General features: G+C 36.7%; 9 protein-coding genes. 2 read left to right on the forward strand and 7 right to left on the reverse strand.

Features of this window, described 5'->3' with window-relative positions; translation table 11 throughout:
* Positions 1–163 precede the first annotated feature (163 nt).
* Positions 164–745 carry an acyl carrier protein phosphodiesterase gene (locus B4F31_RS09020; protein ID WP_286761150.1) on the forward strand — a complete coding sequence of 194 codons (582 nt, stop codon included), beginning with the start codon at positions 164–166 and terminating at the stop codon, positions 743–745.
* A 50-nt stretch (positions 746–795) separates the two neighbouring features.
* Here the strand turns inward: B4F31_RS09020 and B4F31_RS09025 are convergent, their stop codons facing one another.
* The 7 genes from B4F31_RS09025 to B4F31_RS09055 all read right to left on the reverse strand — a co-directional run bounded on the left by B4F31_RS09025 (position 796) and on the right by B4F31_RS09055 (position 12,155).
* Positions 796–2,505, reverse strand: a complete 1,710-nt coding sequence (locus B4F31_RS09025) for a hypothetical protein (RefSeq protein ID WP_286761151.1) — start codon at positions 2,503–2,505, stop codon at positions 796–798.
* A gap of 93 nt (positions 2,506–2,598) precedes the next feature.
* A complete protein-coding gene (locus tag B4F31_RS09030) occupies positions 2,599–4,053 on the reverse strand; it encodes a hypothetical protein (RefSeq protein ID WP_093302237.1) in 1,455 nt (484 codons plus the stop codon).
* A gap of 591 nt (positions 4,054–4,644) precedes the next feature.
* On the reverse strand, positions 4,645–5,673 hold the full coding sequence (locus B4F31_RS09035; protein ID WP_286761152.1) for a M12 family metallopeptidase: 1,029 nt from the start codon (positions 5,671–5,673) through the stop codon (positions 4,645–4,647).
* 426 nt (positions 5,674–6,099) lie between these two features.
* Positions 6,100–7,731: a thrombospondin type 3 repeat-containing protein gene (locus B4F31_RS09040; RefSeq protein ID WP_286761153.1), complete on the reverse strand. Its 1,632-nt coding sequence runs from the start codon at positions 7,729–7,731 to the stop codon at positions 6,100–6,102.
* 84 nt (positions 7,732–7,815) lie between these two features.
* The gene (locus tag B4F31_RS09045) at positions 7,816–9,489 is read right to left on the reverse strand and encodes a hypothetical protein (RefSeq protein WP_286761154.1); all 1,674 of its coding nucleotides are present in this window, start codon (positions 9,487–9,489) and stop codon (positions 7,816–7,818) included.
* A 63-nt stretch (positions 9,490–9,552) separates the two neighbouring features.
* Entirely contained in the window at positions 9,553–10,902 is a 1,350-nt protein-coding gene (locus B4F31_RS09050; RefSeq protein WP_143083607.1) for a hypothetical protein, read from the reverse strand.
* Between the two features lie 236 nt (positions 10,903–11,138).
* Positions 11,139–12,155: a helix-turn-helix transcriptional regulator gene (locus B4F31_RS09055; RefSeq protein ID WP_075326485.1), complete on the reverse strand. Its 1,017-nt coding sequence runs from the start codon at positions 12,153–12,155 to the stop codon at positions 11,139–11,141.
* Positions 12,156–12,654: 499 nt separating this feature from the next.
* Between B4F31_RS09055 and uvrA the strand changes: the two genes are divergently transcribed.
* Positions 12,655–15,486, forward strand: coding sequence for an excinuclease ABC subunit UvrA (gene uvrA / locus B4F31_RS09060; protein ID WP_075326483.1), 2,832 nt, complete (start codon positions 12,655–12,657; stop codon positions 15,484–15,486).
* The last annotated feature ends 5 nt before the right edge of the window (positions 15,487–15,491 follow it).

Raw genomic sequence — 15,491 nt, forward strand, 5'->3', positions numbered from 1 at the left:
TTTAATAGTGAACCAGCCAGGGGCGAGCTCAAAGTGTTATTTATAGATATATAAATCTCTATTATCGAGTAAAATTTTAACAAATATACAAGCCGCAGACAGGTAGCGCCAAAACTTAACAAAAATTAAACAGGAAACTACGGGATTTACGTAACTTTCAAAGATGAATTTCTTAGCACACATATATCTTTCAGGCGATAATTCACAACTAAAAATCGGTAATTTTATTGCAGATTCGGTGAAAGGAAAACAGTATTTAGATTTTCCGCCGGAAATTCAAAAAGGAATAATACTCCACCGTGCTATTGATACTTTTACAGATACCCATCCTATTGTAAGTAAAAGTGTAGAGCGTTTATTTGATCGATACGGCCATTACAGCCGGGTTATTGTAGATATATTATATGATCATTTTCTGGCTGCAAACTGGAAAGAATATTGTGAAATCCCGTTAAAAGAGTATACCGAAGATTTTTATAAACTTTTAGAGGAAAATTTTGAAGTCTTACCAAAGCCGGTTCAAAATTTTCTTCCCTATATGGTTGCCGATAACTGGCTTTACAACTACCGAGAAATAGATGGAATAGAAAAAATTCTTTTTCAAATGAACCGAAGAATAAAATATCGCGCCAAAATGCACCTTGCAGTAGAAGAACTAAGAGAGTTTTACAAAGAATTTGAGAATGAATTTAGGATGTTTTTTGAAGATTTAAGAACCTATGTGAAATCTGAAATTAAGGCATAAAAAAGAAGAGCCCAAATTGGGCTCTTCCAAAAAAATTAAATATTAGTTTTCTAATCTTGTACTACCTCAATATCATTCGGAGAAGTAATACTTGGATCATTCGAGATAACCACGTTATCTATTGCAAAATCATTTCCAGAAGCTACAGTGTTATCATCTACAAATCTGATGTCTAATGCTCCCGAGCTATTTGCTTTAACTCTAAGCGCTACCCTTGTCCAATTTGCATTATTATAAGGGACAACGATAATTTGGTCGCTATCATCTAATGGAGTTCCATCAACTTCTGCTATTAATCGGATATCATTATCCGGTGAATTAGATCCGTTATACACATTCAGAATATCGAAAGCTACGAAGTAATCCGCTCCAGGACAAACATCGTCTTGAGTAATAGAGAAATATGCTTCTACCCCCGCTTGAGTATCACCATTTAAAATAAAGAAATCATTTCCATTTTCGAAGTCAATCCAATGGTTATGAACATCGTTTGGATTACTGGTAAAGGTATATGTTCCCTCTGCCCATAGCGGTGCACTAGAATCAGTACCCCCTGGAGTCCAACCGGCAGTAGAACTAAAGTCGTATTCTGTACCAGTTACTACTCCATTACTTATAAATGTTTCACCGTCATTAAAATCATTTTCATAATAAGCTATATCTTTAAATAAACAAGGATCAGAATCGTCTTGACTCATACAAGCTCCTTCTCTAAAGTGGTAGTAGTTACTAGTTGAATCACCATCTTCATCAACTTCGTATCCTGCCCAAGTCTGATTAGTTACATCCTCTTCATCAAATACTCCAAGTCTAATTGGTCCATCTTCTACATTAATGATAGCACCACTTTCATCTACCAACCATAGCTCACCATAATATTGGTCTTCTACTCCTGGACGATCAGGTAATTGAACACAAAGAGGTGTAGCATAGGCATCACCATTGGTTTCTTCATAGGTACCCCACTCGTTTGTATCACTGTAAAGTATTGATCCCTTAGGATTTAATCCATCTCCACTGTAATTCCAAACATCAAACCTGAATTTTGCAGGAGTATGTCTTCCAGTATCTTCATCACATACATTTCCAAAAAGACATAAATAGAGAATATCTACTTCCTCAAAATCAAAGAATAGGTAACCATACCGGTAAACATAATGGTCATCATAGCACAGAACTTCTACATCAATATACTTTTTCACACCCTTTTGTAATAAAAATGAATCACTAGGCAAAGGATCACTTACAAAATTTCCATATTCTGCTGGACCATAATCCGCATGATCACTATCCCTAGGGGCTATGTAAATTATTGTTTCACCTTCTAAAACTGCAAAATAAGTTATACGATAATTTCCTTCTTCTAGTTCTAGCTCATCATTATCTCCTTCATCAGTAATCCAGGTTCCGCTGTTAGGATCATATTTTACCGGTACCTCAATTTCAAAATCACCATCAGATGGATCTTTGACTCCTTCCCAAGTGCCATCAACATCTCGTTCTAGCATTACTCTTACCTTATCTGGAGCAGGATCGTCAGAACAAACTGGTAAACCATTGTTAACGGATCCTAAATCAGGGTCCTGTTGTTTATTCATCATCGCCCTGTCAAAATCCTCCAATAGAGCGGTAAAGCCTAAAGTTGCCATTTCATCACCAGCAGGCCCATCCGGACTGTCTGGATTGTCTTCCTTACTACAGGAAGTCATTACCATCGCTAAAAGAGCGACGTAAGCCAAATAAATTTTAAAGTTTTTCATAATAAAAAATTTAGATTAATTAATAAAAGGTTTGATTAATAAGCCTGTAAAAAGAACCACCCAATGACAGGCCTATGAGTTTAATATTTAAATTTATTCTATTTCGCATATTGATTGATTATCTACGTTGGTTGCCGACACCACCATAAAAAGATTATTTCCGAAAATTTGGCCCGGATAAAATGGCTCTGAGCAACTTGTATGTAGATTATATGATGTTTCTGAAATTGTAAATTCCAATTCTGTCCATACTGAAGGAATAGGATGTCCTCCATTTGTTGCCTCCCCTGGCAACAGTATTTCTTCATTGTTATTTACAACTCCGTTAAATATTACGTAAGGAGAGTCTGGACCGTTATGAGTTACCACCAAATTAATTGCATCGTCACCTAAATATTTAACCGTTAGCTCCTTTATTTTCCCACCCTCATTGTTATCACAAGGTACGCAGTCTTCCGGTTCTTCCGGATCCTGGGGTTCTTCTTCACATTCTCCTTCGTTTTCGGTTAAATCATTTAATAAATCGAAATTACCTGCTTCATCGCAACAAGCTTCTCTAAAATGGTAGTAATAATGCTGCTGTTCTTCCTGGTATACGTTAGCAAGATCTTCAGCATCAAAACTTCCTTCTCTTATTAGAGTTTCCGTTTCGCCCTCCACGAGCCATATTTTTGCATAATATTCTTCTATTTCGGGAAGTGGAAAACAGAGTGCATCAGCATAATAATGGGTGCCGTTTTCATCACTAAAGGTCTTTCTTTCATTTTGGGCCACAACAAGCAAGTCAGCCTCATTAGAGTCTTTCCATACTTTCATTTTAAATTGCGCAGGCATATGTCTTTGATCTTCATCACATACATTGCCGTAGGTACATAGGTAAATTAAATTAGTTGTATTAAAATCGAAGAATAGATAACCAAAGGCAAAAGCATAGTGCTCTTCATAACATAATACTTCTACCGGTTGGTAATATTTTACCCCGGGACGTATCTTAACTTGTATTGGTAATGGATTATCTACGAAATTGTGATATTGAATACTTTGGGTATAATCTAAATCTCCATTAGGAATCCTGGGAGCCATATAAATAATGTCAGCCTCATCATTGCCGGCTGCAGTGGCTACCGCAAAATATTCTATGCTATACTCTCCTTCTTCAAGTTCCAGATCTGCTGACTCCTGGGTAAACCACGCATCCAAATTCCCATCATTATCCAAATCGGTTCCGTTTGGATTAACTTGAATTTCAATCTTATCCTGGTGAGAATTTTTATACCAAACCCAATTACCACTTTCATCCTTTACCTTAATAGCAACTCTAACAAACAGAGGATTCTCATTTGAACATTGTGGAATATCATAAGAATCAGAGGAAGTTTGTTTATTTAACTGGTTACGGTTGGCCAGGTCGCTTAGTACACTTCCAAAAGAAAGTTTTCCTACAGCATGAGACTCTTCTAATTCCTTACCTACTTCTTCCTTTGTACAGGAAACAACACAAAACAATATTAGAATTATTCCCAGGCTAAAACGTATAATTTTTTTCATTGCCTAAATAGTTTAATTATTTAACCTGAACTAAATCAGGTGTATTTCAATACACAGTGTAGGGGTAAATTGAGTGGGGGGAATTTTCAGGCTGGTAGGATATTGCCTTTAAATCTTAACACTAATTTATGATGAGGAATGCAACTAGTGTATGGGGAAAACCCTGTAAGATTAACCAAATTCAATTCCTGTAATTATTAGTCTTTTTCTTACAGAGATATAAAAAACTGAAAAGATCAACTATCTTTTTTGCAAAATCTAAAAGAGAACCCAGATGAAATACCATTAATCTCGATAAACTTAAATTATTTATTTTCTTCCCGGAAACGCAGAAAATCAAAACATTAAATATTCTTAAAATGCTCATCGAACATTTTAAACAACAGGAAGTAATGCACGACTTAATTTATAAAAATAAAATTAAAAAAATTCGTAGGCTTCCAATTTGATTTATATAGATTCTAATAATTGTGGAATTTAACCACAAAGGGTGTGGAAATTAGATCTACAGTTTGCAGGCCAGAAAATTATAGAAATAAAAAACCCGGAGGTTTTCCCCCGGGTTTTTATAGATACCTGTTTTCCTTTTAATTATACAAAAAACCAGTAACCATATTTAATCTCTACTTCTTTCCAGCCCCATTTAGAATTATAATACCATCTATCATAATTTCTGAGTACCGTTAATCCGTTAAGAGTATAATATTCTCCATTTACATATTTGGGTTCTGACCCATCATCTGTATACATACTTTTAATGCCAGATATATCTCCTGAAGAAAGTGCGGAACGTTGCACCTGGTAGGTGTTACCATTTGTTCTGGTTATAGTGGGCTCCCCATTCTTAGAAAAAGAATAAGCGCCATACATCATTATAGACTCAAAATCCAGGCTTGTGGTATATTCATCACCATCAAGACCACTGGCTTCGTAAGTATGAAAATTATGCTCTGTACCGCTTCTCACATTATCCAGGTGTACCGTAATATAATTATTCCTATCTACACGGCTTTGTTCGTGCCAAAGTCCTACGGCATGACCAATTTCGTGAATGGTATTCCCGGTGCTACAGTAATCAGATAGCGTTATATTCTGTCTACCGCCAATCATCCCTACATAAGAAGAACAGCCGGAGCCGGTAGTAAAGTATATGTAGTTAGATTGTCCTGACCTTTCAACAAACTTTAACGGGGTATTATTCTCCCAGTGACGTATTGCATCGTGAACCCTGTTTTTATCGGGTAGGCTGGAATTTATAGAATAATAAACGGTATTATCTGGCCACATTCCCGAAGTACGCCCTGTACTCTTTTCCTGCGGAATAGCCTCTTTGTTTTTATAAACAATAGATTGTGGGGATTTGCTTGATTGACCTTTAGGAATCAAAATATCACCCTGGTAAACATAATCATCACCATGAACTTCTACGGGCATTTTTTGACCGGCATAATAAATTTGGGAAACAGGGCCCAGATCGTTAGGAAAGGCCATTTCTGATTGTTGATCTGAGATTTCTTCTGGTTTGAGTTGCGTTTCTGCTTCTTGATTTTCTGAAATTGGATCTTTACTACATGCCAGAATCGCTAGAACAGGTAGTAACAAAAATTTGCTTTTTTTCATAAGTAGGGTTTACTTTTTTTTATGATTTAATTAATATAAATTTCATTCTGGATTTACAAAGGTCATTCCAAAAAAAAACCGGCTTTTACAACTCTAAAATTTTAATAATCAGATTCCTACAAGGATGAAGATTTTTCAGTTTTAAAACAATTTGGGAATCTATAAAACTTAATAAAAATACTTTTTCACCTCTTCCTAAAGGACTCTTTTTGCTATTATTTCAGCCAGTTTTTAATTAAAATTGAACTGCAAATTCTCAGAAACTTTTGGCCAACATACAGACTTATTTTCACTCTGTTAATTTTTTTAACAAAAAAGCTGTGCGAAAATTTCGCACAGCCTCTTTTGTAATCTTCAAGAGTGAGGATTACAAAAACCCAGTGAATTAGTCACCCCCCGGTTATAAATTTACTGGGTAATTTTATTCTAGGTATCAGATCTTGAACAAACGTTAGCAGAAAAACGAACATAGACAGTTCCAGAGAAATCTCCTGCAACTTCTACATCCACATCAGCTTCATTGGTATCCTCTGGTGCCGTTAGATCATCTTCGTATACACATGTAATTGCGTCACCCAATTCATCTACAATTTCCAACCTATAATCTTTCAGATAAAAACTGGTATTTGTATTTATAAGTAACATATCTCCGTCAGCATCAAAAGAAATCAAGCCTAATGCTACGGTTGTATTATTACCTATGAAAATTGGTAATGGTTCTGAATCTGTTATTGCTATCCACTCGGTAAGATCAGTTACATCAGTTCCGGCTACGTAAACTCTTTCACAGTCGCCAGCTGATGGTAAAGTAGGACACTCTGCAACTGAATCACCACATGTTGGATCGGGATCTCTTACACACCCAGGATTCTCATTTTCATTTAAGATATCATCTCCATCAATGTCTGAGTCACAAACGTCTCCTATTCCATCTTCATCCAGATCGGCTTGATCTGTATTGGGAGTAGCTGGGCAATTATCCTGTCCGTTAGGTATTGTATCGTTATCACAATCAGCAGCAGGATCTTGAGGATCACACTCTTCTCCATTCCCGTTTCCTGGATCATCATCGTCGCAGAATAGGATATGGAAATAATCAATAGTACCATCTTCACGAACACTCTCCATTATTTGTGACCAGGTAAGATTAAGAACAATTTCTTCCTCAGCAGGAGTTGGATAATTTCCTTCCCAATTTGATAAAGTTGCAATTATTCTTATATATTCTGTAGTACTGGTTTCATCAAACATAGGCGCTGGAACTGCGAAGCAGAAAGGATCAGCATAATAATCACCGGTATCTTCATCAAATCCATAGCTATCTTCTGGTAGATCCATGCTTGTATACAAAGTTCTATTTTCGTCTCCACCGGTATATATAACCTCAAGGCTGTAATTGGCAGTATAGTGTCTTCCATCATCATCACAATAGTTTGCAAAAATACACACTTCGTGAAGTACCTCAGGTACCAGATCAAAGAATTGATAACCATATAAATTTACCTCACGGTCATCAAAACACAGCACTTCAATATCCACATATTTTTTTGAACCTGCTCTTATTGGAAAGTTATATGGAAGACCCTGATTCACAAAAGCTCCATATTCACTGGTAGTTGCCGGTGCAGCCCAAATGACGGTAGATCCTGCATCATCTGGATCACCATCATATACCAGGAAGGTAGTGACTGAAACCGTAGCTGTTTTATCATCAGCATTTGCTACAGGAATTTTTAAATCTTCGTCATAATCAGTGAAAAAGCTTCCATCTTCGCTTAAAATAGGAACATTTACATTAATAACACCTTCCAGGTCTGTACCTGCATTATGTGTTAATTCTATATGCGCATAGGCTGGAGCGTCAGATGAACAGTCGGGAATACTTTGCTTGACCGCTGCACGGTTTACAAAGTCATTAAGGTTTGCCCCCAGACTTAATTCAGCAAAACTCTCTGAACCTGGATCGTTGATTAAGGTTCCTTCCTCATCTTTTGTACACGAGGTAAAAAAGAGGGAAAAAACGGCCACAATGGCCAGATATTTTCTTAGAAGTATCATAATTAAAGTTTTTGGATTAAATATTTAGAATGGTTAATAAACTACCGGAAGGTTTCATACCCTCCTGGTAGTTAGCTTTTCATTTTAATAGCAAGCTACGGCATGAACAATAATATAGAAGTCATTACTATAGTCTCTTGTCCAGGTATAGATAAGAGTATTTGCATCAACTTCATCATTAAGATTATACTGTCCGGGTGCAAAAACATCATTTCCTGATGGTGCAACTTCACTTAAATTAATATGAAGCTCACTTAAGCTTACTCCGGGTTCCGGTGTGATTTCCAAAGTAATATCCTCACCATTTACAGAAATCTCAGCTGTAGCTATATGTTCGCCTTTAGAAGTATTATTCTGTGCAGCACCTGCCCAAATATCGAAAGTATTACTACTTCCATCTATACCTGTTTGGTAGTGTTCTGCCCAACCCCATCGATTAGCATTTGCTAAGGTATTAAGAGCAGTATCTCCTTCCATATAAGCGGTTTCGCAGGTATCCCCACCTTCTTCAGGACATCCATTATTAGACTCTGGACCTGCCTGGTAAGGACATTCATCTTCACAATCATTTAATCCATCACTATCAGCATCTCCAGCACAATCATCTATAGGGCAACCACCGTCTAATGGATCACCGGCTTCTTCTGGACATTGATCACACCCATCTGGAATACCGTCTTCATCCATGTCTTCATCATCATCGTAGCCTTCGCATAAATCGTCTTCATTAGGTACACAGTCACCATCGGTATCCTCTTCAGTTATTGGACAATCAAGTATAGGGTCATCTCCACAGTTAAAGAAAATATGTTCATAATCTATAGTGTCATTATCACCAAAATATGATTGTACATCGTTCCAGCTTAAATAGATAATTTCAGGCTCTTCAGCACCAGGTGTTCCGTAATTATCAGCCCAACTGGCCAAAGTAACGGTTACTCTTAAGTATGCCTCAGTGTCTAACTCGTCATACATAGGAGCCGGAATTGCTAAACATAGTGGTTCAGCATACCAGTCACCCGAATTATCATCTTCGGTATTTCCGGTCTCAGGAGATCTATTGGTATATAAGTTAATATCATCCTCTCCTTCTCTTATATAATCTATATCAACATTATAATTTGCAGTATAATGTTTACCATTATCGGTACAGTAGTTAGCAAATACACAGAACTCGTATAACTCTATTGGAATAAGATCAAAGAATTGGTATCCATATAGATTTACATCTCTATCGTCAAAACATAAGACTTCAACATCCAAATATTTTTTAGATCCTGCTCTTAAATCAAAATTGATAGGTAAAGCATCATTCACAAAGTTCTTATATTCACCTTCGTCAGTTGGTGCTACCCATATAGGTGAAACACCTTCTCCTGGTTCTTCAGCATACACCATAAAAGTGGTAAGACTTACTGCGGTTGTAGTTTCGTTAGCCGGAATTGGAATTTCCAGATCTTCTTCGTAATCAGTAAAATAAGTATCACCATCAAAGAGAATAGGTACAACTACATCTTCAGTTCCCAATTCGTGGGTAAGTACTATCCAGGCATACATTGGTGTATCATCAGAACATTCCGGGATTTCATCTGAAATAGCCTGACGATTATCATTCACAAGATCATTCAAAATAGCACCTATAGAGATACTACCCATTTCCTCGTTTACAGAGGGCTCATTGGTCTCTTCTTTACTACAGGACGAAAATAACATCCCCGTAGCCACGAAAATGGCCAGCATTAATTTTAAATTCTTCATTGTTTCTATGTTTTAAAAGGAATTAAAAAGGTGTCCCAAAAACTGGGACACCTTATAAGAGTTTTAGTACTCTTCAAATTCTCCACAAGCTAGTGGTGTCATATCAGACTCATGTAACACGGCTGTTCTATTAGCTAGATTAGCAGCTGCTACCTGAGCAGGAGTTAAAGTAAAAGTCCTGGTGTAGAATAAGTTTCCAGCTCCGTCAGCTACAGGCCATACATCTCCTGTATAATCAAGATCCCAAATTGGCGAACCAAAAGCATCACAACTTGCATTTTCATGGATATGTTGTGGTACATCTCCTGGAATAAGTTCAGTAGCTGCTGTAGTAGCAGTTAATTGATTCCCCTGTAACTTCAGGTATGCAAATCCTACAGCATTTGAATCACCTAAATTCTTTAAACAGGCTTTGTAACGTTTAGCTTCTGTTCTTGGGTCATCAAATGGTGGAGGGTTATCGCCACCACATCCATAATTAAAGTGGTAATAATCCATTGTTGAATCGTCGTCTTCACTATAAAACATTCTAATTTCTTCATCAGTGATAGGACCAGCAAGAATTACTTCTCCTGCATCGTCTGAACTATACTCATCGGTATTATCTAATGTAATTTCAAAATAGTAAGTATCAGTTTCAGCGGTATCAGGTAACCAGAAACATAATGGATCTGAATAATAGTCACCAGTAGTATCATCTTCATCTACAGTATTAGATTCAGTGTAAATTGGATCTCCAACTGCTTCTGAGCCCATCCATACATTAACTGTATAACCGGCTACGTAGTGTCTACCATCTTCTGAAGGACAGAAGTTTCCAAATAAACAGAATTTAATTAGCGGAATTGGTACAAGGTCAAAGAATTGATATCCGTATAAGTTTACTTCTCTATCATCGAAACATAAAACTTCTACATCAACATATTTCTTTGAGCCGGCTCTAAGTTCAAAATTAATTGGAAGCGGATCGTTTACAAAGTTTTCATACTCACTATCTTCTTTTGGAGTAACCCAAATTGGCAATGTACTTTCACCCGGTTCTTCGGAGTACACCCAGAAATCTGTTACACTAACAGAAGTAGTAGTTTCTCCGGCAGGGATTGGAATTGCCAGATCTTCATCATAATCTGTAAAATAAGTAGTTCCATCAAAATTTACAGGAACAACTACGTCTTCTTCGCCCAAATCATGGGTTAGAATAACTCTTACATACATGGGAGCATCATCGGAACATTCAGGAATAGACTGTTTTAGTAATCCCTGTCTATCCAGGTCGTTTAAAACTGCTCCCAGGGAAATGCTCGCCATTTCTCCATCGGTTCCCACATTGTTTGTGGGTTCATCTTTACTACAAGATGCAAATAACATCGCGATAATAACGACGCTTGAAAGGTAATTTTTTAGGTTTTTCATAACACTAAAGTTTTGGTTAATAAATATTTAGAATGGTTAAAACAATATATATAAATATGACTCTGTAAAGAGCATCTTGATATATCAATACTACTTGTTGGGGGGCTCAAAAAAAATAGGCTGAGGTAAATACTAGTGAAGTGGGGTGACTAGTAATTCATATGATAAATGTAGTCTAATTCTTTCCTATCATGCTATAGGGGTTTTCTCCCCTATTTTACCGAAAAGTCTAATTTTTAGACTTTTTGATAATCTATAAGCTTATGATTTATCGCATATATTATGCTCTCCAGGATAGTATCAGAGTTGGTTCTCTTTATAATATTAGAACGATGTTTTTCTATTGTTTTTGGGGAGATAAACAACGCTTCAGATATATCTTTGGTTTTATAGCCTTTAATAAGTAATTCAATAATTTCCTTCTCTCTATTAGTGAATTTAAAATCGGTGAGCTGGCTATTTTGTTTGAAGCAATTTTCTACTTCTTCAGAAGCAGTGCCTATTCGGTCATTAATCACTTCGCTTTCTTCCATAAGATCAATAAACATGACAAATTGATGCCCAAAATTCCTGTTTAACTTAGAAAAATTAATACGGGCATTTCTCACCTTATCATTCCTTAATAGTAAGGCAGTCTTAGTGGCTGCCTTTATATGTTTACCGCGGGCAAAATTTCTTAAACTATCTTTAACCTTTTGTACATTTTCGCATTTCACGAAATCGGTAAGTTTTAAACCCTTTTTCTCTTTCACATCAAAACTTTGCTTAAAAGCATCGTTCATCGCTACAATTTCATTTTGATCCAGTAGCACTACCGGTTGGGAAATAATATTAAACATTCCCATAAAAGCGTCTTTCCAATAATTGGAAAGTGAACGGTTGCTATATACCAGTTTTACAATCTTCCCGCAAAGTGCCTCTATAGTAGGAGAGTATATAAACTCATCTACTACTTTTCTAAATCTACTTTCAGCTTCGGCCCTATATCGTTCTTCGGCATAAACAACCAGCCAGGCTTTAGTAAGAAAATGATTTGATTTAAAATTGGCGATATTCTTAAAATTCCTACCCGATCTAAAGGAAGAATAATCTAATAAGATTATATCGGGTAATAAATTAAGTGCCATGTTAAAGCCAGTATGCAAAGAGTTTGCGTGAGCTACTTCAAATTGCATACTAACACCCTCCTGAACACAGTCTACCATACTTTGTTTGTTGGTAATAAGCAACAACTGCTTTTTTTCTGTTATCATAATACATCAATTTTGCGGCTATTTAGCCAGTTAGTAAAAACTGTGGAGTAGGTCCACAAAAAATTAAATTGATAGATTTAAAACATAACAATAGAAGGGTCTGGATGTTTTAAATCTTACGTGGGGGGGGTTAAAAATAACGGGGCAAAACTGATGGGGCTAAAAACTACCTACTTGTAGGTTTAATACTTTTCTGGGGGGATGAAAAAAAATTTCATGAAGATTTGGTATCTCAAATATAGGGGATTAACCTTATTTTATGCAAAAAAATAAAGTAATATTATACTGACAATCAACAGAATAAACAAAGGATAAAAGGAGCATTATAGCCGATAAATTTTATGTTTCTAAAAATTTGTTTTTTCACCACCTTAACCACGCTAAAATTTTATTGCTAATTCCTCTTTAAAAAACTTTAAACCATAATTAACACTCCCAGAAACTTCCTTTCTTTTTAGTTAGCAACACTTTAAGTACCTTTGCCCCCTTGATAAAAAATATGGCTAAAACCGAAGAATTTATAGAGGTATTAGGGGCTCGCGTCCATAATCTTAAAAATATAGATGTTAATATTCCCAGAGAGAAACTGGTTGTGATTACCGGTCTTTCGGGATCCGGGAAGTCTTCCCTGGCTTTTGATACGATTTATGCCGAAGGCCAGCGGCGGTATATTGAAACCTTCTCTGCTTATGCCCGCCAATTTTTGGGTGGTCTGGAGCGTCCCGATGTAGATAAAATTGAAGGTCTCTCCCCTGTTATTGCTATAGAACAAAAAACCACCAGTAAAAATCCGCGAAGTACGGTTGGGACTATTACAGAGATTTACGATTTCCTACGCTTACTCTACGCGCGTGCCGGTGAAGCTTATAGTTATAAGACCGGGGAGAAAATGGTTAGCTATACCGATAGCCAAATAAAAGATCTTATTTTAAAAGATTTTAAAGGGAAAAAAGTAAGTGTTTTGGCTCCCGTGGTGAAATCCAGAAAAGGGCATTACCGTGAATTATTTGAGCAAATAGCCAAGCAGGGATTTCTTAAAGCAAGGGTAAATGGTGAAGTTAGGGACCTGGTAAAAGGAATGAAACTGGACCGGTACAAAACCCACGATATAGAGATTGTAATAGATCGCTTAAAAATTGATGATAAGACCGATGCACAAAAGCGCCTGGACGAAAGTATAAAAACCGCGATGTATCATGGTAGTGATACGCTAATTATTTTAGACCAGGAAACTGAAAATGTTCGGTATTTTAGCAGGAATTTAATGTGCCCCACAACGGGAATTTCTTATCCTAATCCTGAGCCCAATACTTTTTCCTTTAATTCGCCTAAAGGTGCCTGCCCAAGCTGTAACGGGATTGGCACTTTATACCAGGTGAATATTGATAAAATTATTCCAGATAATTCTAAGTCGATCAAAAATGGAGCACTGGCTCCTCACGGTCCGCAAAAAAAGAACTGGGTTTTTTCTCAGCTGGAATTAATTGCTGAGCGCTGGGACTTTAAACTTACAGATCCTGTTTCTAAAATACCAGATGCCGCAATGAAGTTTATACTTTACGGGGGCAAAGAGACTTTTACCAAAGAATCTAAAAGCCTTGGTGTAAACCGGGAGTTTAAGATTAATTTTGAAGGCGTAGCAACTTTTATTGAAACTACTTTTAATAATAACGATTCTACTTCTTTAAGACGCTGGGCCAAAGAATATATGGATAAAGTTGAATGTCCCGTTTGTGAAGGCAGCCGACTCAAAAAAGAATCGCTTTATTTTAGAATTAACGATAAAAATATAGCCGAACTTTCTTTAATGGATATTGAAGATTTGGCTAAATGGTTTGTTGGGTTAGAGAAAAAGCTAAGCGAAAAACAAAACAAAATTGCTGCTGAAGTTATTAAAGAAATTAGAACGAGAATTGGTTTTCTGGTAGACGTTGGGCTTACCTATCTTTCCCTTAACCGCGGTTCTAAATCGCTTTCTGGCGGAGAAGCACAAAGAATTAGACTGGCTACACAAATTGGTTCCCAATTAGTAGGTGTTCTTTATATTTTAGATGAACCTAGTATTGGTTTACATCAGCGTGATAACGAAAAACTTATTAATTCACTTATTTCTCTAAGGGATATTGGCAATTCTGTGATTGTGGTAGAACACGATAAAGATATGATAGAACGCGCCGATTATGTGATTGATATTGGGCCCAGAGCCGGAAAACACGGTGGTGAAATTATAAGTGAAGGCCCGCCTTCAGAATTATTAAAACACGATACGCTTACTGCTTCCTATCTAAACGGAACCAAAGAAATTTCAGTTCCTAAAGAAAGAAGAAAGGGAAATGGAAAGCATATAGAACTAAAAGGAGCAACCGGAAACAACCTTAAAAATGTTTCTATTAAAATTCCTTTAGGGCAAATGATTGCGGTTACGGGAGTTTCGGGAAGTGGAAAATCTACGCTTATCAACGAGACGCTTTATCCTATTATGAATGCCCATTATTTTAATGGCGTAAAAGAACCAAAACCATATAAAAGCATTAAAGGTCTTGATAATGCCGATAAAGTAATTGATATTAACCAGACACCAATTGGTAGAACTCCAAGATCTAACCCAGCTACGTATACTGGCGTATTTTCAGAAATTAGGAGTCTTTTTGCAAAAACCCCCGAGTCGCTAATTCGTGGTTATAAACCCGGAAGATTTAGCTTTAACGTAAAAGGCGGCAGATGCGAAACTTGTAGAGGTGGTGGATTACGTGTTATTGAAATGAATTTCCTTCCGGACGTTTACGTAGAATGTGAAACCTGCCAGGGAAAACGCTTCAATCGAGAAACTCTGGAAATTAGGTACAAGGGAAAGTCGATTGCTGATGTTTTAGAAATGACCATCAATGATGCAACCACTTTCTTCGAACCAATTCCCAAAATATATAGAAAATTAAAAACCATAAAAGATGTTGGTTTAGGGTATATCACGCTTGGCCAACAAAGTACCACGCTATCTGGAGGGGAGGCCCAGCGAATTAAACTTGCTACAGAACTTTCAAAACGTGATACGGGAAATACTTTTTATATTTTAGACGAGCCAACCACCGGTTTGCACTTCGAAGATATTCGGGTATTAATGGATGTTTTAAACGAATTAACAAATAAAGGAAACACCGTACTTATTATAGAACATAATATGGATGTAATAAAAATGGCCGATTATATAATTGATATTGGTCCCGAAGGCGGAAAAAATGGCGGAAAAGTTATCGCTAAAGGCACCCCAGAAGAAGTGGCCAAATCAAAAAAGAGTTATACTGCCGGTTTCCTTAAAAAAGAATTACACTAACTATA

It is taken from the genome of Salegentibacter sp. UBA1130, from assembly GCF_002311535.1.
GTDB lineage: Bacteria > Bacteroidota > Bacteroidia > Flavobacteriales > Flavobacteriaceae > Salegentibacter > Salegentibacter agarivorans.

Coding starts and splice junctions, on each gene's coding strand:
- B4F31_RS09020 (WP_286761150.1), top strand. CDS start 164: ATGAATTTCTTAGCACACATATATCTTTCAGGCGATAATTCACAACTA.
- B4F31_RS09025 (WP_286761151.1), bottom strand. CDS start 2,505: ATGAAAAACTTTAAAATTTATTTGGCTTACGTCGCTCTTTTAGCGATG.
- B4F31_RS09030 (WP_093302237.1), bottom strand. CDS start 4,053: ATGAAAAAAATTATACGTTTTAGCCTGGGAATAATTCTAATATTGTTT.
- B4F31_RS09035 (WP_286761152.1), bottom strand. CDS start 5,673: ATGAAAAAAAGCAAATTTTTGTTACTACCTGTTCTAGCGATTCTGGCA.
- B4F31_RS09040 (WP_286761153.1), bottom strand. CDS start 7,731: ATGATACTTCTAAGAAAATATCTGGCCATTGTGGCCGTTTTTTCCCTC.
- B4F31_RS09045 (WP_286761154.1), bottom strand. CDS start 9,489: ATGAAGAATTTAAAATTAATGCTGGCCATTTTCGTGGCTACGGGGATG.
- B4F31_RS09050 (WP_143083607.1), bottom strand. CDS start 10,902: ATGAAAAACCTAAAAAATTACCTTTCAAGCGTCGTTATTATCGCGATG.
- B4F31_RS09055 (WP_075326485.1), bottom strand. CDS start 12,155: ATGATAACAGAAAAAAAGCAGTTGTTGCTTATTACCAACAAACAAAGT.
- uvrA (WP_075326483.1), top strand. CDS start 12,655: ATGGCTAAAACCGAAGAATTTATAGAGGTATTAGGGGCTCGCGTCCAT.